The sequence below is a fragment of the Stakelama marina genome (assembly GCF_018122655.1).
Taxonomy (GTDB): domain Bacteria; phylum Pseudomonadota; class Alphaproteobacteria; order Sphingomonadales; family Sphingomonadaceae; genus Sphingomonas; species Sphingomonas marina.
In genome coordinates, this window is sequence record NZ_JAGRQC010000001.1 from 755183 (window position 1) to 777283 (window position 22101).

General features: G+C 63.5%; 23 protein-coding genes and 1 tRNA gene. 15 read left to right on the top strand and 9 right to left on the bottom strand.

The window, feature by feature from the left end:
* The first annotated feature begins 6 nt into the window (after window positions 1-6).
* Window positions 7-237 (top strand): 50S ribosomal protein L31, encoded by a 231-nt coding sequence (rpmE, locus tag J7S20_RS03570; RefSeq protein WP_284052851.1) that lies wholly within the window; start codon window positions 7-9, stop codon window positions 235-237.
* Between the two features lie 83 nt (window positions 238-320).
* Window positions 321-644: a PilZ domain-containing protein gene (locus J7S20_RS03575; RefSeq protein WP_284052852.1), complete on the top strand. Its 324-nt coding sequence runs from the start codon at window positions 321-323 to the stop codon at window positions 642-644.
* Between the two features lie 7 nt (window positions 645-651).
* Here J7S20_RS03575 and J7S20_RS03580 read toward each other — a convergent pair.
* Window positions 652-741: transfer RNA gene (locus J7S20_RS03580), tRNA-Ser, on the bottom strand.
* 95 nt (window positions 742-836) lie between these two features.
* Between J7S20_RS03580 and J7S20_RS03585 the strand changes: the two genes are divergently transcribed.
* The 10 genes from J7S20_RS03585 to mazG are packed head-to-tail and all read left to right on the top strand — an operon-like array spanning window position 837 to window position 10178.
* The gene (locus J7S20_RS03585; RefSeq protein WP_284052853.1) at window positions 837-1883 is read left to right on the top strand and encodes a lytic murein transglycosylase; all 1047 of its coding nucleotides are present in this window, start codon (window positions 837-839) and stop codon (window positions 1881-1883) included.
* Window positions 1867-2829 carry an SPOR domain-containing protein gene (locus J7S20_RS03590; protein WP_284052854.1) on the top strand — a complete coding sequence of 321 codons (963 nt, stop codon included), beginning with the start codon at window positions 1867-1869 and terminating at the stop codon, window positions 2827-2829. The genes J7S20_RS03585 and J7S20_RS03590 overlap by 17 nt, the downstream gene beginning before the upstream one ends.
* 29 nt (window positions 2830-2858) lie before the next feature.
* A complete protein-coding gene (locus J7S20_RS03595; protein WP_284052855.1) occupies window positions 2859-4025 on the top strand; it encodes a D-alanyl-D-alanine carboxypeptidase family protein in 1167 nt (388 codons plus the stop codon).
* Window positions 4022-4645: a dTMP kinase gene (tmk, locus tag J7S20_RS03600; protein WP_284052856.1), complete on the top strand. Its 624-nt coding sequence runs from the start codon at window positions 4022-4024 to the stop codon at window positions 4643-4645. The genes J7S20_RS03595 and tmk overlap by 4 nt, the downstream gene beginning before the upstream one ends.
* Window positions 4642-5637: an AAA family ATPase gene (locus J7S20_RS03605; RefSeq protein WP_284052857.1), complete on the top strand. Its 996-nt coding sequence runs from the start codon at window positions 4642-4644 to the stop codon at window positions 5635-5637. Before tmk ends, J7S20_RS03605 begins: the two co-directional genes overlap by 4 nt.
* A gap of 38 nt (window positions 5638-5675) precedes the next feature.
* The gene (gene metG, locus J7S20_RS03610) at window positions 5676-7238 is read left to right on the top strand and encodes a methionine--tRNA ligase (RefSeq protein WP_284052858.1); all 1563 of its coding nucleotides are present in this window, start codon (window positions 5676-5678) and stop codon (window positions 7236-7238) included.
* The gene (locus J7S20_RS03615) at window positions 7235-8014 is read left to right on the top strand and encodes a TatD family hydrolase (protein WP_284052859.1); all 780 of its coding nucleotides are present in this window, start codon (window positions 7235-7237) and stop codon (window positions 8012-8014) included. The genes metG and J7S20_RS03615 overlap by 4 nt, the downstream gene beginning before the upstream one ends.
* On the top strand, window positions 8011-8775 hold the full coding sequence (locus J7S20_RS03620) for an MBL fold metallo-hydrolase (RefSeq protein ID WP_284052860.1): 765 nt from the start codon (window positions 8011-8013) through the stop codon (window positions 8773-8775). Before J7S20_RS03615 ends, J7S20_RS03620 begins: the two co-directional genes overlap by 4 nt.
* Window positions 8772-9392, top strand: a complete 621-nt coding sequence (locus tag J7S20_RS03625) for a retropepsin-like aspartic protease family protein (RefSeq protein WP_284052861.1) — start codon at window positions 8772-8774, stop codon at window positions 9390-9392. Before J7S20_RS03620 ends, J7S20_RS03625 begins: the two co-directional genes overlap by 4 nt.
* Before the next feature lie 51 nt (window positions 9393-9443).
* Window positions 9444-10178 (top strand): nucleoside triphosphate pyrophosphohydrolase, encoded by a 735-nt coding sequence (gene mazG, locus J7S20_RS03630; RefSeq protein ID WP_284052862.1) that lies wholly within the window; start codon window positions 9444-9446, stop codon window positions 10176-10178.
* Here the strand turns inward: mazG and hflX are convergent.
* The 7 genes from hflX to dusB all read right to left on the bottom strand — a co-directional run bounded on the left by hflX (window position 10159) and on the right by dusB (window position 19319).
* Window positions 10159-11457 carry a GTPase HflX gene (hflX, locus tag J7S20_RS03635; protein WP_284052863.1) on the bottom strand — a complete coding sequence of 433 codons (1299 nt, stop codon included), beginning with the start codon at window positions 11455-11457 and terminating at the stop codon, window positions 10159-10161. The two genes, mazG and hflX, sit on opposite strands and share 20 nt — an antisense overlap.
* A complete protein-coding gene (hfq, locus tag J7S20_RS03640; RefSeq protein WP_284053391.1) occupies window positions 11454-12080 on the bottom strand; it encodes an RNA chaperone Hfq in 627 nt (208 codons plus the stop codon). The genes hflX and hfq overlap by 4 nt, the downstream gene beginning before the upstream one ends.
* Window positions 12076-13452 (bottom strand): nitrogen assimilation response regulator NtrX, encoded by a 1377-nt coding sequence (ntrX, locus tag J7S20_RS03645; protein ID WP_284052864.1) that lies wholly within the window; start codon window positions 13450-13452, stop codon window positions 12076-12078. The genes hfq and ntrX overlap by 5 nt, the downstream gene beginning before the upstream one ends.
* Complete coding sequence (locus J7S20_RS03650; RefSeq protein ID WP_284052865.1) at window positions 13449-15728, bottom strand: sensor histidine kinase NtrY-like; 2280 nt, start codon at window positions 15726-15728, stop codon at window positions 13449-13451. The genes ntrX and J7S20_RS03650 overlap by 4 nt, the downstream gene beginning before the upstream one ends.
* Window positions 15729-15823: 95 nt before the next feature.
* Window positions 15824-17242 carry a nitrogen regulation protein NR(I) gene (gene ntrC, locus J7S20_RS03655; RefSeq protein WP_284052866.1) on the bottom strand — a complete coding sequence of 473 codons (1419 nt, stop codon included), beginning with the start codon at window positions 17240-17242 and terminating at the stop codon, window positions 15824-15826.
* Window positions 17239-18315 carry a two-component system sensor histidine kinase NtrB gene (locus J7S20_RS03660; RefSeq protein ID WP_284052867.1) on the bottom strand — a complete coding sequence of 359 codons (1077 nt, stop codon included), beginning with the start codon at window positions 18313-18315 and terminating at the stop codon, window positions 17239-17241. Before J7S20_RS03660 ends, ntrC begins: the two co-directional genes overlap by 4 nt.
* Before the next feature lie 5 nt (window positions 18316-18320).
* Window positions 18321-19319 carry a tRNA dihydrouridine synthase DusB gene (dusB, locus tag J7S20_RS03665; RefSeq protein ID WP_284052868.1) on the bottom strand — a complete coding sequence of 333 codons (999 nt, stop codon included), beginning with the start codon at window positions 19317-19319 and terminating at the stop codon, window positions 18321-18323.
* Window positions 19320-19410: 91 nt separating this feature from the next.
* Between dusB and J7S20_RS03670 the strand changes: the two genes are divergently transcribed.
* Genes J7S20_RS03670 through J7S20_RS03680 form a run of 3 tightly spaced genes read left to right on the top strand, consistent with a single transcriptional unit; the run spans window position 19411 to window position 21668 of the window.
* Complete coding sequence (locus tag J7S20_RS03670; protein ID WP_284052869.1) at window positions 19411-20559, top strand: bifunctional 2-C-methyl-D-erythritol 4-phosphate cytidylyltransferase/2-C-methyl-D-erythritol 2,4-cyclodiphosphate synthase; 1149 nt, start codon at window positions 19411-19413, stop codon at window positions 20557-20559.
* 11 nt (window positions 20560-20570) lie between these two features.
* Complete coding sequence (locus J7S20_RS03675; protein ID WP_284052870.1) at window positions 20571-21128, top strand: hypothetical protein; 558 nt, start codon at window positions 20571-20573, stop codon at window positions 21126-21128.
* A gap of 3 nt (window positions 21129-21131) precedes the next feature.
* Complete coding sequence (locus J7S20_RS03680) at window positions 21132-21668, top strand: CinA family protein (RefSeq protein ID WP_284052871.1); 537 nt, start codon at window positions 21132-21134, stop codon at window positions 21666-21668.
* Here the strand turns inward: J7S20_RS03680 and J7S20_RS03685 are convergent.
* Window positions 21593-22090, bottom strand: coding sequence for a type II toxin-antitoxin system RatA family toxin (locus J7S20_RS03685; RefSeq protein WP_284052872.1), 498 nt, complete (start codon window positions 22088-22090; stop codon window positions 21593-21595). The genes J7S20_RS03680 and J7S20_RS03685 overlap by 76 nt on opposite strands.
* Window positions 22091-22101: the final 11 nt, after the last annotated feature.

Below are 22101 nucleotides of genomic sequence, written 5' to 3' on the forward strand. Positions count from 1 at the left end.
CATATCATGAAGACCGATACGCACCCCGACTATCACATGATCAAGGTGCAGATGACCGACGGCACCGTGTTCGAAACGCGCTCCACCTGGGGCAGCGAAGGCGACACGCTGCAGCTCGACATTGACCCGACCTCGCACCCGGCATGGACCGGCGGCAACCAGCGTCTGCTCGATCAGGGCGGTCAGGTCGCGCGCTTCAACAAGCGCTTCGGCGGACTTTCGCTCGGTAAGAAATAATCTTCGCAAGGCATGGCTGACGGGGCGTTTCATTAACGCGCCGTTAGTCATCGTGATCTAGCTTCACCGCTATGTTGGATAGCGTGAAGCCCATTCAGTTCGCCGCAGAATTCGAACCCGCCGAGCCACCAGCCCGGCGGCGTTCGGAGCGTAGCTGCGTTTCCTTCGACGCCAAGCTGGGCCGGGGCGGCCTGGCACGTACGCTTTGCAAGGTCGTCGACCTGTCGCGGCACGGTTGCCGCATCCAGACCTATTCGCCAATGCGTGAAAACGCGCTGATCTGGCTGACGCTTCCAGGCATCGGCCCGCGCGTCGCCCGTGTGGCCTGGGCGGGAGATTTCCTGGCCGGGTGCGCGTTCGAAGAGCCGCTCGATCCGCAGGAACTGGATCACTTGCTGGCTGTCTGAGCGCGGTTGGCGGAGAGGGTGGGATTCGAACCCACGGTGAGCGTGAACCCACGGCGGTTTTCAAGACCGCTGCCTTAAACCACTCGGCCACCTCTCCGCGCTAGTCGATGCGCTTACGCTGTTCGTCGACTTTTGTGCAAGAGGCGCATTGAGGGCTTCATGCGGCGGCCATGCTGTGGCAAAGAATCGGCCATGTTTGCGTTATTTGCCTCCGCCCGCCGCTTCTCGCTGGTCGTTTCCGCCATTGGAGCGGGGCTGTTGTGCAGTACATCGGCATGCGCGCAAACCGAACAGGGCTTTCAGGATTACCTTGTCACGTTGAAATCGCAGGCGCTGGCCGCGGGGGTCAGCCGTCATACGATCGACAAGGTCTTTCCCACGCTGACAATGAACGAACGCGTGATCGAACTCGACCGCGATCAGCCGGGGAGCAATCCGAACGCACCTATTCCGATGTTCGCGCCCTATTATGCACGCCACGTCGATGCGGCGCGCATCCGCCTGGGCCGCGCGGCGTATCAACGCAACCGCGCCAAGCTTGCGAGCATCGAGCGTGAAACCGGTGTGCCCGAATCGATCATGGTGGCGATCTGGGGAAACGAGACGGCGTACGGCGCCATTACCGGTGGTTTCGACCTTCCGCGCTCGCTCGCCACGCTTGCTTATGAAGGGCGTCGTCGTGAGCTGTTTTCGCGCGAATTCATCGACACGCTGAAGATGATGGATCGCGGCATCTCGCGCGATACGCTTCAGGGTAGCTGGGCCGGCGCGACCGGCGGGCCGCAATTCCTGCCGTCGGTATATCTGCGGCTGGCGCGCGACGGCGATGGTGACGGCCGCGCCGATATCTGGAACAGCGATGCCGACACGCTGGCTTCGATCGCCAATTATTTCGTGAATGCCGGATGGCGCAAGGGGCAGCCCTGGGGGATTCCGGTTCGCGTCCCATCAAGCATCGATGTCGATGCGCTTGCCAACAAGACGGTGTCGCCGCGCTGCCCGCGCGTGTTCGAGCGCCACAGCAAATGGCAGACCATGCGCGAATGGCGTGCGATGGGGATCGTGCCCGAACGCGGCACCTGGCCCGACGACGATATTCAGGCGACGCTGCTTGAACCCGACGGCCCGGGGAAGACCGCCTATCTGCTGACCGGCAATTACCGGGTCATCCTCGATTATAATTGTTCGAATTTCTATGCACTATCGGTGGGGCTGCTTGCGGATGCGGTGGAAAAATAAGGCGAGTATTGCGACGCTGGCGGTTGCGCTGGTCGCAATCTGCGGAGCGGGCACGGCACGGGCGGATCAGAAGGCGGGTGCAAGCTATTCGCCGCCTGCGGTCGCGGCAAAGGCCGAAACTGCGTCGGGCGCGAAATTCTATCCCAATGGTGAGCCTCCCAAGTCGCCCCATGGATCTTCGGAGGCCGTTCCGGGCGAACGCCGCTATGACGAGGTTGGCTATGCCATATCGTCGAAGGACGCCGCCGGCTTTGGCGAAACCGGCGTTTATGCGGCAAGCCGCACCTTGCCGGCAGACAGCTTCGCAGAGGTCACCGAACTCAACGGCGGTCGCACGATCCTCGTCAAGATCGAAGGGAAGGGGCCGGCAGATACCAGTGCGCTGATCGACCTGTCGCCCGCAGCCGCGCGCACGCTCGGGCTGACGCCGGGTGACAGGCTTCCCGTTCGCGTTCGCCGGATGACGCCGACCGGAGAGGATATTGCGGCACTGGCGAACGGCGGTCCCGCATCGCGGCGGATGGACGCGCCCGAACTGGTCTTGAAGGCGTTGCGCAAGAAGCTGCCGGCAGCAGCCGCCAAACCGGCCGCCGCCGCTGCAGCCAAGCCGGTCGCGCCAAAGTCGGTGGCCGTGCCGGCCAGCAAACCGCCCAAGACGGCAAGGCCGCCTTCCAAGACTCCGGTCGCAGCGAAGGCAGAGGACAAGCCCGGCAAAGCCGAACCGAAGCCCTCCGCCAACGGACCCTATTACGTGCAGGTCGCAGCGCTTTCGAACGAGGCGCGGGCAAAGGCGCTGGCGGATAAGCTCGGCGGATATGTAAAGGCGGGCGGCGGGCTGTACCGCATTCGCGTCGGCGGCTTTGCCAGCAAGGCCGATGCCGAACAAAAACGTGCTCAAATCGCGCGACACGGCTATGGCGATGCGCGCGTATATCGCAACGACTGATTACCCCCACCCAAGCTCATGGACCTTCGATGAAAAAGCTTCTTACCGCCTCGCTTCTCGCAGCTCTGGTCGCTGCACCGACGACCGCGGCCGTTCCGCCGTTCCAGACGCCTGCACCGATTGCGTTCATGAAGGACATGTCTTCGGGGGCGGTGCTGTTTTCGAAGAATCCCGATGAGCGGATGCCACCCGCATCGCTCGCGAAGATGATGACGGTCTATGTCGCCTTCGACCTCATCAAGAAGGGGGACCTGAAGCTCGACCAGAAATTCACCGTCCGCCCCGAAACCTGGCAGCGCTGGCACGGTCCGCAGGCCGGTTCGACCATGTTCCTGTCGCCCAATCAGCAGGTCAGCGTCAGCGACCTTCTGTCGGGGATCATCACGGTGTCGGGGAATGACGCGTGCGTCGTGCTGGCGCAGGGAATTGCCGGTACCGAGGATGCGTTCACGTCGCTGATGAACCAGCATGCCAAGGAACTGGGCATGACCAACAGCCATTTCGGCACGTCGAACGGCTGGCCGGATGAAGGGCGCACCTATGTCACGGCGCGCGATCTCTCCAAGCTGGCGGCGGCGACGATCGAGAATTATCCGAAGCTCTACAAGCAATTCTATGCCAAGCCGAGCTTCACCTGGGGCAAGACGGCGAGCGGCGAGCCGATCACCCAGGCCAATCGCGATCCGCTGATCGGCCGGGTCGAAGGCGCCGACGGACTGAAGACTGGCCACACCGAAGAAGCCGGGTACGGCGTTACCGGGTCGGCCGAACAGAATGGCCGCCGCATCATCATGGTCATGGCGGGGCTGACCTCGTTCAATCAGCGTATCAAGGAATCGGTGCGCTTCATGGACTGGGGCTTTCGCGCGTGGAAGGCGAAGCCGCTCGTGTCGAAGGGGCGCAAGGTCGCCGATGCAGATGTCCAGATGGGCGATTCGAGCACGGTCGGCCTCGTCGCTCCGCGCGATCTGACGATGACCGTTCCCAGCGGCGTTACGCCCGACATGAACGCGAAGATCGTCTATAACGGCCCGATCAAGGCCCCGATCAAGGCCGGTCAGCATGTCGCCGACCTGGTGGTGCAGTCGCCCGGCCTGCCGACGCAGACCATGCCGCTGGTGGCGGAGAAGGATGTCGATCAGGCCGGCTTTTTCGGTCGCGCCTGGGCCGGTTTCCTCTCGCTGTTCGGCGCTTGAGCGGGCGCTTCATCTCGCTTGAAGGCGGGGAGGGCGTCGGGAAATCCACCCAGGCGACCCGCCTCGCTGAAGCGCTGCGCGATCGCGGCGTCGATGCCATCGTCACGCGCGAACCCGGCGGCAGCGAGGGAGCGGAGGCGATCCGCGACCTTCTGATGCAGGGCAGCGTTACACGCTGGAGCGCGCATACCGAGGCTCTGCTGTTCGCCGCCGCGCGCGCCGATCACGTCGAAAAGCACATCCGTCCCGCTGTCGAGGCGGGCGAATGGGTGATCTGCGACCGTTTTATCGACAGCACCCGCGCGTATCAGGGCGCCCAGGGAATCGACGATTCTGCCATTCTCGCGCTTCATGCGTTCGGCTCGAAGGGGTTGCTTCCCGATCGAACCTTTCTCCTTGAAGTGCCGCAAGCCGAAGGCGCCGAGCGCGCGACGGCGCGAGACGGCGCCGGCGCCGATCGTTTTGCCGCGCGAGAGGGTTCTTTCCACGAGGCGGTAGGCGCGGCGTTCGACCGGATCGCCGATGCCGAACCCGACCGCGTCCACAGGATCGACGCGACCGGTTCGCCGCAGCAGGTGACTGCAAGATTGATCGACGCGCTGTCGGACCTGCTGCCATGACGTCAATCATCGGAAACGAGGCCGCACAGGCGACGTTTCTGGCGTCGGCACGGAGCGGATCGATGCCGCATGCCTGGCTGTTTGCCGGTCCGGCCGGCGTCGGGAAAGCGAGTTTCGCCCGCGAAGCCGCAATTCGCATGCTCGTCAACGCAGCCGACCCCTCGGTCCCGATCGATGGCGGCGCGCCGCTTCCCGACCACCCGATAGCATCGCAGATCGCGGCGGGCTCTCACCCCGATTTCCGCGTGCTCAGGCGGCTTCCCAAGGACCCCGAAAAGCCCGACCAGAATGTTGCGCGTAGCATTCCGATTGCACAGATCCGCGCCCTGCAGCCGATGTTCGCGACGCGTCCGTCGCATTCGTCGCGGCGCGTGGTCATCATCGACGCGATCGACGATTGCGAACGTTCAGCGGCCAACGCGCTTCTCAAGAATCTCGAAGAGCCTCCGGCAGGGACGATTTTCGTGCTGATAAGCCACGCACCGGGTCGACTGCTCCCGACCATCAGGTCGCGCTGCCGCCTGTTACGGTTCGATCCTGTCGCCGACGAAGCGATCGCGACGATCCTCCGCCGCGCATTGCCCGATGCGAGCGCCGGGGAGATCGATGCACTGGTCCGCGCGGGGCAGGGCTCGCCGGGCCGTGCACTGGCCTTTGCCGGTCTCGACCTGGCGGTTCTCGAACGCGAGATGGAGGCGTTGGCACAGGGGGGCGATCCGACCAATGCGATCCGCGCCAAGCTCGGCACGACGCTGGGCGCGAAATCGGCACAACCGCGTTACGAGGCATTTCTCGAGCGCGCCCCCTCGTTCATCGCCGAACGGGCGCGTGGGCGTAGTGGCCAGCGGCTCCGCGAAGCGCTCGATGCCTATGCGGCGGCACGCGACCTTTCGGCCGCAGCGACGCGATTGTCGCTCGACGCCAATGCGACGGCGTTCGAAATGGGGGGGCTGATCGCCCGACTTGCGGACATGCCGGCGCGCGCGCACTGACCATTGCCGTGGCCGGGAGCAGGCCCTAGGAAACGCCGATGGCCGATCCCTATTATATCACCACCGCGATCCACTATCCCAATGGCCGCCCGCATATCGGGCACGCCTATGAAATGATCGCCGCCGATGCGATCGCGCGTTTTCAGCGCCAGGCGGGGCGCGATGTCCGCTTCCAGACGGGCACCGACGAACATGGCCTGAAAATGGTCCAGACGGCGCGTGATCGTGGCATGGAGGTTCGCGCGCTGGCCGATGAAATGTCGCGATATTTCCAACAGATGGCGAGTGGCCTGAACATTTCCTGCGATCGGTTCATCCGCACGGTCGAACCCGATCACTATGCCGCCAGTCAGGCGATCTGGCGCGCGATGGCCGATGCCGGCGATCTCTACCTCGACCGTTATGAGGGATGGTATTCGGTCCGCGACGAGGCCTTTTACGAGGAAAAGGAACTGATCGAGGGCGAGGACGGTACCAAGCTCTCGCCGCAGGGCACCCCCGTCGAATGGACTGCCGAGGAGACCTGGTTCTTCCGCCTGTCGAAATATCAACAGCCGCTGCTCGACCATTACAAGGCAAACCCGGATTTCATCCGCCCCGAAAGCCGGCGTAACGAGATCCTTCGCTTCGTAGAGGGCGGGTTGACCGACCTGTCGGTTTCGCGGACCAGCTTCGACTGGGGCGTACCGGTGCCCGACAGCCCCGGCCACGTGATGTACGTCTGGGTCGATGCGCTGACAAATTATATCAGCGGCGCCGGTTATCCCAATGATCCCGAAGAGTTTTCGAAATGGTGGCCCGCCGATCTTCACCTGATCGGCAAGGATATTGTCCGCTTTCACGCGGTATATTGGCCGGCATTCCTGATGTCGGCGAAGCTGCCGCTTCCCGATCAGGTGTTCGGGCATGGATTCGTCCTCAACCGCGGCGAGAAAATGTCGAAATCGACGGGCAATGTCGTCGATCCGATGCAGCTTGCCGAACTCTACGGCGTCGATGCGCTGCGCTATTTCCTGATGCGCGACATCAGCTTCGGTCAGGATGGCAGCTTTTCCGCAGAGGCGATCGTGACGCGAGCGAATGCCGATCTGTCGAACAGCTTCGGCAATCTCGCACAGCGCACGCTCAGCTTCATCGCCAAAAATCTCGGTGGCGAGTTGCCGCAGCCGGGGAAGGGCAATCCCGCCGATAACGCGCTGCTTGAGGAGGTTCGCGGCTCCTGCGCGGCCTTTCGCCGTGCGTTCGACGATCTGGCGCTGTCACAGGCGGTCGAGGCGTGGATGGCCGGTGTTTTCGCCTGCAACCAGTATATCGACGCACAGGCACCCTGGGCGCTCCGCAAGACCGATCCCGAGCGGATGCATGCCGTTCTCGGTACCTTGCTGCGTGCGATCCGCCATCTTGGCGTCACGATCGAACCCGTGGTGCCGGCCTCGGCGGCAAAGATGCTCGATCAGTTGGGCGTCGCAGATCGCGATCATGCCAGCCTCGAAACCGAAGACTGGTACGACCAACTGGCGACATCGGGGTTCAAGATCGCTCCGCCGACCCCCATCTTTCCGAGACTGGCAATCGAGGAAAGCGAGGACGCACCGGCATGAAGCTGGCCGACAGTCATTGTCATCTGAACTATAAGGGCCTGGGCGAACGGCAGGATGAAATTCTCGCCAATGCGCGCGGTGCAGGCGTTGTGGCGATGCTCAACATCGCCACGCGCGAGAGCGAATGGGACGCCGTTGTCGGAACGGCCGAGCGCGAACGCGATGTCTGGGCGACCGTCGGCATTCATCCGCACGAAGCCGACAAGCACCCCGATATCGATACCGCGAAGCTGGTCGAGCGCGCCGGGCACCCCCGTGTGGTCGGCATCGGTGAAAGCGGGCTCGATTATTATTACGAGCATTCCGACCGCGAACGGCAAAAATCGAGTTTTCGCAGCCATCTGGCGGCATGTCGTGAAACCCAGCTTCCAATCGTCGTCCATACGCGCGACGCCGAGGAGGACACCGCCGAGATTTTGAGCGACGAAATGGGGAAGGGCGCTTTTCCCGGCGTCATCCACTGTTTCACCGCCAGCGCGGATTTCGCGCGCAAGGCGCTCGACCTTGGCATGTACATCTCGATCTCGGGGATCGTGACGTTCAAGAATGCGCGCGACCTTCAGGAAACGGCCGCGACGCTTCCTATCGACCGGCTGTTGATCGAAACCGATGCGCCCTTTCTCGCGCCCGTTCCGCATCGCGGCAAGACCGGCGAGCCAGCGTTCGTCGCCGATACCTGCCGATTCCTGGCCGAATTGCGCGGCGAAGATCCTGACATGCTCGCTGAACGGACCCGCGAAAACTTTCATCGGCTCTTTGCGAAGACGACGGCGTGAAGGTCCGAATCCTGGGTTCGGGTACGTCGTCTGGCGTACCGCGGATCGGCAACGACTGGGGCGATTGCGACCCGCACGAACCGAAAAACCGGCGCACGCGCCCGTCGATGCTCATCTCGACCGATACGACGCGCATCCTGATCGATACCAGCCCGGATATGCGCGAGCAGTTGCTGGCAGCCGATGTCGCGACCGTCGATGCGGTCGTCTGGACCCACGACCATGCCGATCACACCCACGGTATCGATGATCTGCGGCAGGTGTTCCACGCGCGCGGCGCACCGGTTCCCGGCTATGCGAGGCCCGATACGCTGCAACGCCTGACGAGCCGATTCGGCTATGCCTTTTCCGGCGGGCATGGATATCGTCCGACGATCGAGGGGTGCCTGCTTGCCGACCGGCTGACGATCGGCGATATCGCGATCAGCGTGGTCGATCAGCCCCATGGTAACATTACTTCAACCGGTTTGCTGTTAGAACATGGTGGCAAGAGAATCGCATATGCCACGGATTTCAGTGAGCTTACGCCGGCAATGCGCGCGCTGTATGACGGCGCTGACATATGGGTGGTCGACGCGCTGCGCCGGCGACCACATCCGACGCATCCGCATCTCGCGCAGGTTGTAAAGTGGGTGGCAGAGCTGCGTCCGGGCAAAACCGCGCTGATGCACCTCGACAATTCGATGGATTATGCGACGCTGGCAAAAGAACTGCCCGATGGCGTGCAGCCCGGATATGACGGCCTGGAACTAACCGCATGAATGACCCGCAGGCACCTGAAATAATATGGTATATTCTGGTGCTTGTCCTCGTGCTCAGCGCTTTGACGGCGCGCCGGCTGACCTTTGGTCAGGTGCTGCGCTCGCTGATCGGATGGCTGTTCATCGGGACGATCGCCTATGTCGCGATCGACCACCGCGAGCAACTCAGCGGTTGGGCGGCGCGGATCGGGCTCGGCGATCAGAGCGTCGCGGGCGGCACCACCCGCATTCGCCAGTCGGTTGACGGGCATTTCTGGGCCGATGTCGAAATCAATGGCGTTCATCGGCGGATGCTGATCGACAGCGGCGCGACGACCACGGCCTTGTCGCAGCAAACGGCGCAGGCTGCGGGCGTCGACATAAGCGGCGGCTTTCCGGTCTTGCTCAACACCGCGAACGGCACGATCACCGCAAAGCGCGCGACGATCGACACGCTCGTGATCGGCAACCTGGAAACCGACAAGCTGGAGGCGGTGGTTTCCCCGAACTTCGGCAATCTTGACGTGATCGGGATGAACTTCCTGTCGCGGCTTGGCTCGTGGCGCGTTGAAAAGGGGGTGCTGATCCTCGAGCCCGATACATCGCAGGACGAAGACTCGAATTCGGATAGGACTTAACATAATGTATATTATCGGACTGACGGATGCGCCTGGGAGGGCCCCCTCGCTATGATCGAACGGTTGACCGCGATCATGGCGCGACTGCGCGATCCCGAGCGTGGCTGCGAATGGGACCGCGAGCAGACCTTCGCGACGATTGCGCCATATACGATCGAGGAAGCCTATGAGGTCGCCGACGCGATCGAACGCGGCGATCTCGACGAGCTGAAGGACGAGCTCGGCGATCTGCTGCTCCAGGTCGTCTTTCATTCGCGGATTGCCGAGGAGCGCGGCGCGTTCGATCTGAACGACGTCTCCGACGCGATTTCGGACAAGATGGTGCGCCGTCATCCACACATCTTCGGCGATGCGTTGCATTCGCCCGGATGGGAACAAATCAAGGCCGAGGAACGCCAGGCCAAGGCGCGGTCGGGGGCGCTTGATGGCGTTGCCCGCGGACTGCCCGCGCTCCTCCGGGCAATGAAGCTTCAAAAACGTGCCGCCCGCACCGGGTTCGACTGGCCTGATGCAAGCCGAGCGCGTGCCAAGATCGACGAAGAGCTTGCCGAAATCGAGGCTGCGCCGCCGCAGGAGATTGAGGAAGAAGTTGGCGATCTGTTGTTCGCGGTCGTCAACTGGGCACGCCATCTCGGCGTCGATCCCGAGGTCGCGCTGCGCAGTGCCAACAACAAGTTCGAACGCCGTTTCGCCGCGATGGAGGAAAGTGCCGGCGAAGGCTTCGCCGCTCTCGATCTCGACGCCAAGGAGGCGTTGTGGCAGGCGGTCAAGCGTCGCGGCGAATGAACCGCTCATAATCCCGCGGCGCCATGCGCACATCATAATTGGCGGTTTCGCCTTCGATCCACTGGTCGAGCACTTCGCCATTGGCATGCAGCCATGCCGCGCCCGCGCCGTCGGCGGTCGGTAGCGCGATGTGGTAGCGGCGGTGCCCGGCGGTGAGTTTTGCCCCGACCGTCTCGGTCAGCGCATCGACCCCTTCCCCGCTCATCGCGGAAATGGCGACGACATCATCGCGCCGAGCGGCCTCTTCCAGAACGGCTGCACGCCGTTCTTCGTCGAGCAGGTCGACCTTGTTCCAGGCTTCGACGCGCGGCGTTATCTCCGGCGACGCCACGCCGATCTCTTCGAGCACCGTCTCGACATCGGCGCGCTGCGCGTCGGTATCGGGATGCGCGATATCGCGGACATGGATCAGCAGATCGGCCGAGACGACCTCCTCGAGCGTCGCCTTGAACGCGGCGACAAGCTGCGTCGGCAGGTCCGATACGAAGCCAACGGTGTCGGACAGGATCGCCTTGTCGGTCCCGGGCATCGGCACCTGCCGCAAGGTCGGATCGAGCGTGGCGAAGAGCAGGTTCTCCGCCATGACGTCAGACCCTGTCAGGCGGTTGAAAAGCGTCGATTTCCCGGCATTGGTATATCCGACCAGCGCGATGACCGGCCACGGCGCGCGCTGGCGGCGTTCGCGGTGCAGCGTCCGTGTCTTGGCGACCTGATCGAGCTCGCGCCGCAGTCGCGCCATGCGGTCGCGGATCATGCGCCGGTCGGCTTCGATCTGCGTCTCGCCGGGACCGCCGAGAAAGCCGAAGCCGCCGCGCTGACGCTCGAGATGGGTCCAGCTCCGGACCAGGCGTCCGGCCTGATAGTCGAGATGCGCCAGTTCAACCTGAAGCCGCCCTTCCGCCGTCGCCGCTCGCTCGCCGAATATCTCGAGAATAAGCCCGGTGCGGTCGAGCACCTTGCATTCGAGTGCGGTTTCGAGGTTGCGTTGCTGAACGGGGGTCAAGGCCGCGTCGAATATGACGAGTTCGGCCTCTCCCTCGCGCACCGCCTCGGCCAGCGCATCAACCTGACCGCTGCCGAGCATCGTCGCAGGCTTGGCCTGGCGCACGCGGAAGTGATGCCGCTCGATAACCGATATGCCGATCGCCTCGGCAAGGCCGGCCGTCTCGTCGAGACGCGCATCGGCATCACGCGACGAGCCGCCGAGATCGGGCAATACGATAATGGCGCGGGCGCCGCGCGCGAACTCGCTGCGGTCGCGCTCGAAACCGGTACTCAATCGCCTTCCATCGCAGCCTGTTCGCCGGCCAGATCGAGCGGATTGGCGGGCTGGATGGTCGAAACCGCATGCTTGTAGACGAGCTGCGACATGCCGTCGCGCTGAAGCAGCATGCAGAACAGGTCGAACGCGGCGATATAGCCTTGCAGCATGACGCCGTTGATCAGGAACATCGTCACGCTTTCCTCTCCGCGGCGAACGGCGTTGAGGAAGATCTCCTGCAGCAAGGGATTTTTGGGCTGTTGCTGCGACACCGTTTCGATGATTTCGTCGAAATCGCCCTCTCCCGACGGCATGATCGTCGAAATCGCGTGCTTGTAGATCAACTGCGACTGGCCATCGCGGCGCAGCAGAACAGAGAAGTTGTCGAACCAGGTCACGATTCCCTGCAACTTCACGCCCTTGACGAGGAACATCGTCACGGGGGTTTTGGAACGGCGCAGGGCGTTGAGGAACAGATCCTGAAGCGAGCTGTGTTTTTCGGGCATTGATGGGCCTTTGTTCTTGGCGGCATGCTGGCCGCGGCGCGCTGTGCAATCAGCGTCGGGGTTTCCGCACCCTCCTTGGGTGCGTTGGGGGCAATCTAGGGATTCGACACGCCCGCGTCCATAACGCCGGTCAATCGCCGCGCGATTCGTTGATACCCAGAAGCTTCAACTTGCGGTGCAGCGCCGAGCGTTCCATGCCGATAAAGCTCGCGGTGCGAGAGATGTTTCCCGAAAAGCGGCGGATCTGCACGCGCAGATATTCGCGTTCGAAGGTCTCGCGCGCCTCGCGCAGCGGCGCACCCATGATCGCGGGCGTCGCGATGCCGTCCTCGTCCGACTGGCCACCAAGCACCTCGGACGGCAGCAGATCGACATCGATGCGGCCGATCCGGTCTCCGGGCGCTAGGATGATCGTGCGTTCGACCACGTTGCGAAGCTGGCGGACATTGCCCGGCCATTCATAGGATTGCAGGGCAACCATTGCATCGGGTGAGATTTCGGGCGTCGGTACGCGCCGAATTGCGGCGTAATGGGCCGCGAAATGATCGACGAGCGGCGGAATGTCTTCGCGCCGTTCGGTGAGCGAGGGAATCGCGACCGGCACCACGTTCAACCGGTAGAACAGGTCTTCGCGAAACCGTCCCTCGGCAATTTCGGCATTCAGGTCGCGCGCGGTCGCCGAGACCACGCGAACATCGACCTTCACCACCCGCTGTCCGCCGACGCGCGTAAAGCTCTGATCGGTCAGCACGCGCAATATCCGCGCCTGGGTGGCGATAGGCATATCCGCGATCTCGTCGAGGAACAGCGTGCCGCCGTGCGCCTGTTCGAGCATCCCGGGCTGGACGAGGTCGCCATCGCGTTCGACGCCGAACAATTCGGCCTCGACATGTTCGGGCGTCATCCGCGCTGCGCTGATGACCATGAACGGACCCTGCGCGCGCTGGCTCCACCCGTGGAGCAGACGGGCCGCGATCTCCTTGCCGACCCCTGCCCCGCCGGTAATCATCACCCGGCTGCCGGTTTGCGCCACGCGCTTCAACGTCGCCCGGACGCCGTTGATTGCTGCCGAATTGCCCGTCAGATCTTCTTCACGCCCCGCCGTCGCGCGCAGCGAAGCGACCTCGCGGCGAAGGCGCTCGGTCTCGGTGGCGCGTTCGACCATCAAAAGCAGGCGTTCGGCCTCGAACGGCTTTTCGATAAAGTCTGCCGCACCGCGTCGAATAGCGGCCACCGCGGTGTCGAGATTGCCATGGCCGGAGATCACGAGGACGGGGATCGAGGAATCGCGCCGTTTGATCTCGTCGAGCAGTTCGAGCCCGTCGAGCTTCGAGCCTTGCAACCATACGTCGAGCAGTACCAGCGAGGGCCGGCGCGATGCGATCGCCTCCAGCGCCGCATCGCTGTCGGCGGCGCTGCGGGTTTCATACCCTTCATCGTCGAGCACGCCTGCCACGAGCTCGCGAATGTCGCGTTCGTCGTCAACGACCAGAATATCCAGTGTCATATCGATCCGCTTCTGTTTCTGGTTAGCGCCGCCGGACGCTCATCGCCCGGAGCATCCCCCCGCTCCCCTGCATCGCTCAGCCCCGCCAACAGGCTGGTGTCGAACACCAGACGGACCAGTGTGCCGCCTTCAGGCCTGTCGGAAAAGCTAATTGTTCCAAAATGTTCCTCGACGATCTTCTTGACGATCGCGAGGCCAAGCCCCGTCCCCCGGGCGCGCGTGGTCATATAGGGCTCGACGATCCGGTCGCGTTCCACCGGCAATCCGATGCCGTTGTCCGCAACCTCGACCATCACCTCATTTTCGTCGGGATTGTCGCGGATGCAGACCTTGATCTCGCCGGGTCCCTCGCGGTCCTCGCGCGCCTCGACGGCTTCGACCGCGTTCTTGACGATATTGGTGAGCGCCTGTGCCAGTTGCCGACGGTCGCACACCAGATGCGGCGCGGGTTCGTCATGCTCGACGGAAAAGTCGATGCCGGTATGCGCGACCTCCTGCAGGAAGACCTGTTGCCGAACGATATCGACAAGCTGCTCGTCGCGGAAAACAGGCTTCGGCATCCGCGCGAAGGAGGAAAATTCATCGACCATCCGGCGCAGGTCGCCCACCTGACGGACGATCGTGTCGGTCAGCCGGTTGAAGGTCCCGTCGGTCGCGTCGATCTGCTTGCCATACCGGCGCTGGAGCCGTTCGGCGGCAAGCTGGATCGGCGTCAGCGGGTTCTTGATCTCGTGCGCAATCCGGCGCGCGACGTCGGACCAGGCGGCACGGCGCTGGTCGAGCAGCTGCTGGGTAATATCGTCAAAGGTCAGGACGCGGCCATCGGCATCGCTGGTGATCTTGACCGCCAGCGTCTTGGGGTCGCCATCGGGCGCGATCTGGATGATCGCTTCGCTCGTATCGCTGTCGAGCAGCGCGTCGAGTTCGGGCGAAATGGCATGCAGCGGCTGACCGACCGGGTCGCCTCCGCCGGCATTGAGCAGTGCGGCTGCCGATTCATTGGCGAGCTGGATCGTGCGGTCGGCGCCGATCGAAATGACACCTGCCGACACACCCGATACCACCGCTTCGATCAGCGCGCGGCGGCGGTCGAGTTGCGAATTGGCCGATATCAGCGCGTTCGTCTGTTCCTGAAGCCGGCTCGTCATGCTGTTGAATGCATCGCCAAGCGTGCCGACCTCGTCGCGCGAAGCGGGCTCGGCCACGCGAACAGAAAGATCGCCCTCCGCGACTTGCCGCGCCGCACCGACAAGCTCGTTGATCGGCCGGACGAGGCGATCGGCAACGGTAAGCGCGATCCACACCGTCAGTCCGATAATCAGCACCGCGACAAGGAACAGGGCGGCGTTGAATTTGAGCTGGAGCGCGCGCGAGCGAAGGATCAGCCCCTGATAATCCTTGCGCAGATCGGCCGCGGCGAGATGCTGGCGCGCAAGAAATGGCGCATCGACGCTCGTGCCGACATAAAGAAACAGATTGTCCATGTCGGGGACCTGGGTCACGACCCAGATCGTATCCGGGGTCCTGTTGATCCAGCTCTTGCCCTGTTTGCTGACATAGTTGACGACCTGCGGGGTGACGCGCTGCGAAAAGACCTGCTTCCCGGGCCAGGAGCATACCTCTTCCAGGTCGCAGACATCGACGATGTTGAGGCTTTCCTTGTCCGCCGTCGAAAACAGCACCGCCTGATACAGGTTGCGGGCAAAGGTCTGCTTGATGAAATAGGCATGCCCCTTTTCCGACCCGATCGGATACAGGTCCCGATTGTTCGAAATGTCATAGGCTTGCGCCTTGGCTTCTCGCACCCAGCGGCGGATGAACTGGTTTCGCGCATCGGTCACAAGCGCAATCGTCGAATCGAACGTCTTTTCCGCGCTGCTCGACACCCAGAACTGGTTGACCGACTGAAACATGATCGACGCGGCGATCACGGTCAGCACGATCGGAACGCTCGCGATCAGTGAAAAGATCGCGACGAGGCGCGCATGCAGCCGGCCATCGCCAGCGACATTTGCCCTAGCTGCCCTGCGTTTCGCGATGCGGCGGCCGACCAGAACCAGCAATGCCACCACGGGGAGCAGGTCGCCGAGCAGCAGCAGCGCCGCGACGCCGGGGCTCAGAAGCTGTTGTGAACTGCTATTGGCGCGGATGACGATATAGGTCACGACGCCCATCGCGATTGCCGCGGCAACGACGGCAAATTCGATAATGGGTATGACCCGCGGGCGCCACGCCCGCCGTCTGGTTTCGATATCGGTATCGACGCCAACTGTCATTGTTGCAGCGATACAACAGGTGCGGCGCAAGGGAAACGGTTTTTACGCGGGCGTCACGCGAACTGTCGCATCGGAGCAACGAAGTGTCGCCGGTTTCAGGTTTCTATGCCCAGCTTGTCGAGCTTGCTTCGCAAGGTGTTTCGATTGATGCCGAGTGCGGCGGCGGTACGAAGCTGGTTGTTGTCGAAGCGTTCTAGCAGCGCCTCGAATAGGGCATGTTCGACATCGCCGATCATGCGTTTGTAGAGCGTGCCCTGGTCGAGAGCACTAGGTTCCGTGCGGATAATTTCGTTGAGCCTTGCGCGAACGACAGCTTCGATATCCTGCGGTGCAACGGGCGGCGCGACGCTTGCCGCATCGCCGAGCATCCGTTCGATTTCGTCAGCGCCGATCCGGTCATCGCGGCCGAGCACGGTCGCGCGGCGCATCAGATTTTCCAGCTCTCTGACATTGCCCGGCCAGCTCTGTGCCTCGAGCAACGCCATGGCCGACGTATCGAGCTGCTTCCGCGGCAGTCCTTCCTTTGCCGCAAGCTCAAGGAAATGACGCGCAAGCAACGGGATGTCCTGCCGTCTTTCGCGCAGTGCGGGAAGCGCGATCGGCACGACGTTCAGGCGGTAGAACAGGTCTTCACGGAACTGGTTTTCCTTCACCAGCCGTTCGAGATTCTTGTTCGTCGCGGCCACGATCCTGACATTCGCCCGGATCGTGCGCGAACCGCCGACGGTGGTGAATTCGCCCGATTGCAGCACGCGAAGCAACCGCGTCTGCGCATCCATCGGCATGTCGCCGATTTCATCGAGGAACAGCGTGCCGCCTGAGGCCTGTTCGAACTTGCCGGCGGCGCGCGCCTGGGCACCGGTAAAGGCGCCTCGTTCATGGCCGAACAATTCGGCCTCGATCAGTTCGCGCGGGATCGCCGCCATATTGAGTGCGACGAAGGGTGCCTTCCGCCGGTGCCCGAGATCGTGGATGGCGCGCGCGACAAGCTCCTTACCCGTCCCCGATTCGCCCGAGACCAGAACCGTAAGATCGTTCGACACCACGCGGGCGATGATGCGGTACACCTCCTGCATGGCGGGCGATCGCCCGATCAGCGGAACGGCTTCCTCGGCCGCCGGTTCGGGCGTCTCGGCGACGCGCTCCCGCCGGTCGAGCGCTCGTGCCACCGTTGCCGCCAGCTCGTCGAGGTCGAACGGCTTGGGCAGATATTCGAACGCCCCGGCCTCGGTCGCCCGAACCGCGGTCGACAGCGTGTTTTTTGCCGACAGGACGATGATGGGAAGGTCGGGATGGTCGGATGCCAGCTCGGTCACGACATCCAGCCCGTCGCCATCGGGCAGCACCACATCGCTGATGAGGAGCGCGGGAATCCGCTTGTTGAGCTCGTCACGCATCCCGGCAAGCGTTTCGGCCGAGCGAACCGAATATCCCGCGCGGCGCAGCGACGCGGTCACGACGGTACGGATCGCGGCGTCGTCATCGACAACCAGAATGTCGGCAGCCTCGCTCATCCGTCGGCCCTCGGCAGGAACAGGCGAAACACCGTCATCTTTTCGGCAAATCCCTCGCGGGCATATTGCACGCGTCCCCCCATTTCCCGCACCAGCTTGTCGACGAGCGGCAGGCCGAGCCCCTTCCCTTCGGGTTTGCCCGAGACAAAGGGTTCGAACAAATGCTCGGCGATATCTTCGGGCGCGCCCGGGCCGTTGTCCATGATAGCCACCTCGATCGGCAGCGGTCGGCGCGGGTGACCGGGGCCGACGCTGATCGACATGCCGTGGCGATAGGCCGTGGCGATACGCAGGCGCGGTTCGTCGGCCGTCGCGGCCGCCTCGGAAGCATTTTTGAGCAGATTGACGAGGATCTGGAGCAGCGCATCGCGATCGACCAGCACCGGGGGCAATGAAGGGTCGAACTCTTCCTCGATCGCGATACCGCGGGCAAACCCGGCCTCGGCCACCTGCCGGGCATGGCCGAGCGACGTATAGATGTTGGTCGCCTGAAGCGCGAGTGGTCGCGTGTCGGTGAAATCTTCCATCCGGTCGATCAGCGCCGCGATCCGGTCGACCTCGGTGATGATCAGCGACGTCATGGCGTCACCGTCATCGACACCCGATTGCAGCAGTTGCGCCGCCCCGCGAATGCCCGAAAGCGGGTTCTTGATCTCATGCGCGAGCATCGCCGCGGCGCCGATCGCCGCCCGCGCGCCCGCGGTCCGGTCGATCCGGTGGCCCGGAGCCTTGTTGTGAAGCGTGACCACGCGGAAAGCGAACTGATCGGACATGGCGGTTTCGATGAAATCGGCGCGCAACGTTCCGCCGCGCGTCAATGCGATTTCGGCATCATAAGCGGCAAAGCCCAGCTCCTCGCGCCGGTCGCCATAGCCCGCCGGCGGCTTCAGCACCGATTCGAGCGGTTTGCCGAGCATCGACCGTTCGGACCGGTTGACGAGATGTTCGCAGGCGGTGTTCGCCAGCACGATCCGCCCTGCCCTGTCGAGTACCAGCGCTGCCACCGGCAGCGCCGCGATCAGCTCGGCATGTCCTGGCCTTCGCAATGTTTCGCCAGGCCCGATATCGGCCATGGCGCTCAGGCGGCGACCCGTGTGCGCCACGGCGCATAGAAGTCGGCGAGCATCGCCTTGACCTCTTCCGGATCGGGGATCTGGTTCACCCGGTTGCGGAACTCTGCCGAGCCGTGGAGGCCGCGCGTGTACCACCCAATATGCTTGCGCGCGACATTGACGCCGACTTCGGTGCCATAATGGCTTAGCATCGCATCATAATGCTCTGCGATCGTTAGATATTGTTCCTCAAGGCTGGGATCTGCGAGCCGTTCGCCGGTGGCGAACCAGTGCATCATCTGTCCCAGCAGCCATGGCTTGCCATAAGCGCCGCGTCCGACCATCACGCCGTCAGCACCTGACTGATCGAGCGCCTGTTCGGCATCCTCGATCGAGCAGATGTCGCCATTGACGATAACCGGCACGCTCACCGCCTCCTTCACCGAACGAATGAACGCCCAGTCGGCCGACCCCTTATACATCTGGCACCGGGTACGGCCATGCACGGTGATCATCTTCACACCGATTTCTTCGGCCGCGCGAGCAAGTTCGGGGGCATTCAGGCTGTTATGGTCCCAGCCCATCCGCATCTTCAGCGTGACGGGCACCGATACCGCATTGACCGTCGCCTCGATGAGCCGCTTGGCGAGGTCGGGCTCGCGCATCAGCGCCGATCCGGCATAGCCATTGGTCACCTTGCGCACCGGGCAGCCCATATTGATGTCGATGATCGCAGCGCCGCGATCCTCGTTGAGCTTTGCCGCCTCCCCCATTTCCTTGGGCGTATTGCCGACAAGCTGCATCGACACCGGTTCCTCGATCGGATCCCACGCCGCCTTGCGGATCGACTGCCGGGTTTCGCGGATCGCGGCCTGGCTGGCGATCATTTCGGTCACGTTGAGGCCCGACCCGTAGCGACGCACGAGGCGGCGGAACGGAAGGTCGGTAACGCCGGTCATCGGCGCGAGCAGCACCGGGGAGTCGATCCGGACGGGGCCGATCTGGATGGGAGCGAGTTTGTTCATAATGTGCCTGAAAAACAGGCAGCCTCTACGCGATCATCGGCAGCTTCGCAAGGCTGGCGGCGCGGGGCGGCTTGCGCTAACGCCCCGGTCCATGAACGCGCATCGCACCGTCGCGCTGATCGTCGCCGCCGGAAACGGCTCGCGGTCGGGCGCCGCCTTGCCAAAGCAATTTGTCCGCGTCGCCGGCAAGGCGATGATCGCGCACAGCCATGCCGCCATGACGTCACACCCTCGAATCGACGCGGTGCTCGTGGTTGCAGGACGCGATCAGGGCGACCAGTTGCGCAGCGCGCTGGGTGACGTCTGGACGGTAGCGGGCGGCGAAACGCGGCGCGAGTCGGTCCGGCTGGGGCTGGAAGCAATCGCAGCGGAAGGTGGCGCGGATCGCGTGCTTGTCCATGACGCGGCACGGCCCTTCCTTCCTTCCGAGGTAATCGAGCGCGTTCTCGATGCTCTCGACGACGCGCCCGGCGCGGTACCGGTGCTTCCCGTCGCGGACACGCTGGCCATGGCGAGCGGCGATCTCGGGAATGTTGTTCCGCGCGACGGCATCGCGCGCGTGCAGACGCCGCAGGCGTTCGCTTTCGATGCGATTCTGCGTGCGCATCGTGCGTGGCCCGCCGATAAGGAGGCGACCGACGATGCCCAGATCCTGCGCGCCGCGGGACAGCGCGTTGCGACCGTTGCCGGGGATGATCGTTTGAACAAACTCACCTATCCCGCCGATTTCGCGGCTGCCGAGGCGTTGTACGGGCGCCAGATTACCCGCAGCGCCATCGGCTTCGACGTTCACCGGCTTGAAGCGGGTGAGAAACTATGGCTGGGCGGCGTGCTCATTCCGCATGATCGCGGGCTTTCGGGCCATAGCGACGCCGATGTCGCGCTTCATGCCGTAACCGACGCGCTGCTCGGCACGATCGCGGCAGGCGATATCGGCACCCATTTCCCGCCCAGCGATCCGCAATGGCGCGGGGCCGACTCCGCCCGGTTCCTCGAACATGCGGCGAGCCTCGTCACGGACGCCGGCGGCATGATCGACTTCATCGACCTGACGCTGATGTGCGAGGCTCCCAAAATCGGCCCGTATCGGGACGCCATGCGCGACCGCATCGCATCGATGTTGCGGCTTGATCGCAGCCGAATTAGCATCAAGGCCACCACGACCGAGCGTCTCGGGTTCACCGGGCGCCGCGAGGGAATAGCGGCTCAGGCAATCGCCACGGTTCGAATCGCCCAATGATGGAGACTGGAATGCGAAAGGCATTTGCGGCGCTGCTCGCGCTTTCGGCGCTGACCGGCGCCACGGCGGCACAAGCGGCCGAGCCCGCCGCCCCGATACCGTGCGTCAACCGCGACGATGCCGCTTCGCTGGTGCAACTGATCGCGCCCGACCTGTTGCAGGCGGCGGGTCAGAAATGTTCCTCCACGCTGCCTGCATCCGCGCTCCTGCGGAACCAGACGGGCGCGATGCTGGGCAAATATCGGCGGGCGGCAGCGGGTGCCTGGCCGGGCGCGCAACGCGCGCTTCAGGGGGTTGCCGGCGCCGACATATCGGGCCTGCTGAGCGGCGATTTCGCCCGAACGCTTGTCGGCCCGATGCTGGCGCCGATGTTCACGCAGAATATCCAGCCGGCGGACTGCCGGAACCTCAACACCATCGTCACGATGATCGAGCCGCTGCCCGCGGAGAATTTGGGCAAGCTTTTCGTTGCCATTTACGACATGGCGGAACGCGGTCGCGTTGCGACCGCAAACGGCGCCGGCGGAATCGATCTGCCGCTCCGCATCTGCACGAACCAACAGGGTTGAACCATGGACACTATCCTTCCTCAGCAACTGGTCGACGCGGCGCGCCGCGTTCTTGACGCCAACCGCGCAGAAGGCCGCCGGATCGCGATCGCCGAAAGCTGCACCGGCGGGCTCGTCAGCGCGGCGCTCACGGAAATACCCGGCTCGTCGGACGTGTTCGAGGCGGGGTTTGTGACCTATTCGAACGAAGCGAAGCTCGAATTGCTCGACGTCAGCCTCGATCTGCTCGAAACCTTCGGTTCGGTGTCGGTAGCGGTCGCATGGGCGATGGCGCAGGGTGTCCTCGACGAGACACAGGCCGATGTCGCGGTTGCCGTTACCGGCATCGCCGGTCCCGATGGCGGCACCGAAAAGAAGCCGGTCGGCACCGTGGTGTTCGCGCGCGCCGAAAAAGGCGCCGATCCCAAGGAAGTCATCGCCGATTCGCGTTCGTTCGACGACGAAGGGCGCGGGTCCGTCCGGCTTCAGGCCGCGTTGTGCGCGCTGGAATTGTTGATGCCGGGATCGCGTCCGCCAGCATCGTCGGAAGAACCTTCGTAAAGCGCGGCGGCGCGCTTTTCGAACGCGCCGATCATCTTGCGCAGCGCACGGTCGAACACCTGGCCTGCCAGCATTTCGAACACCCGGCTCTTGAACGCGAAATCGACGCAGAAGTCGACATAGCAGCCTCCTTCCCCATCGGGGCGGAACTTCCAGTCGTTATTGAGATATTTCAGCGGCCCGTCGACATAATCCACGCGGATATGGTCAGGGCGCTGTTTTTCGACTTTTGATGTAAAGGTTTCGCGCAAACCTTTGAAACCGACGATCATGTCGGCGACCATCTGCGTTTCCGAACTCGACCGGACGCGGATTGCCGTCACCCACGGCAGAAACTCGTCATAACGCCCGACATCGGCCACCAGATCGAACATCTGTTCCGGCGAATAGGGTAGGTGGCGGGTCTCGCTATGCTTCGGCATCGGCGCTCGGT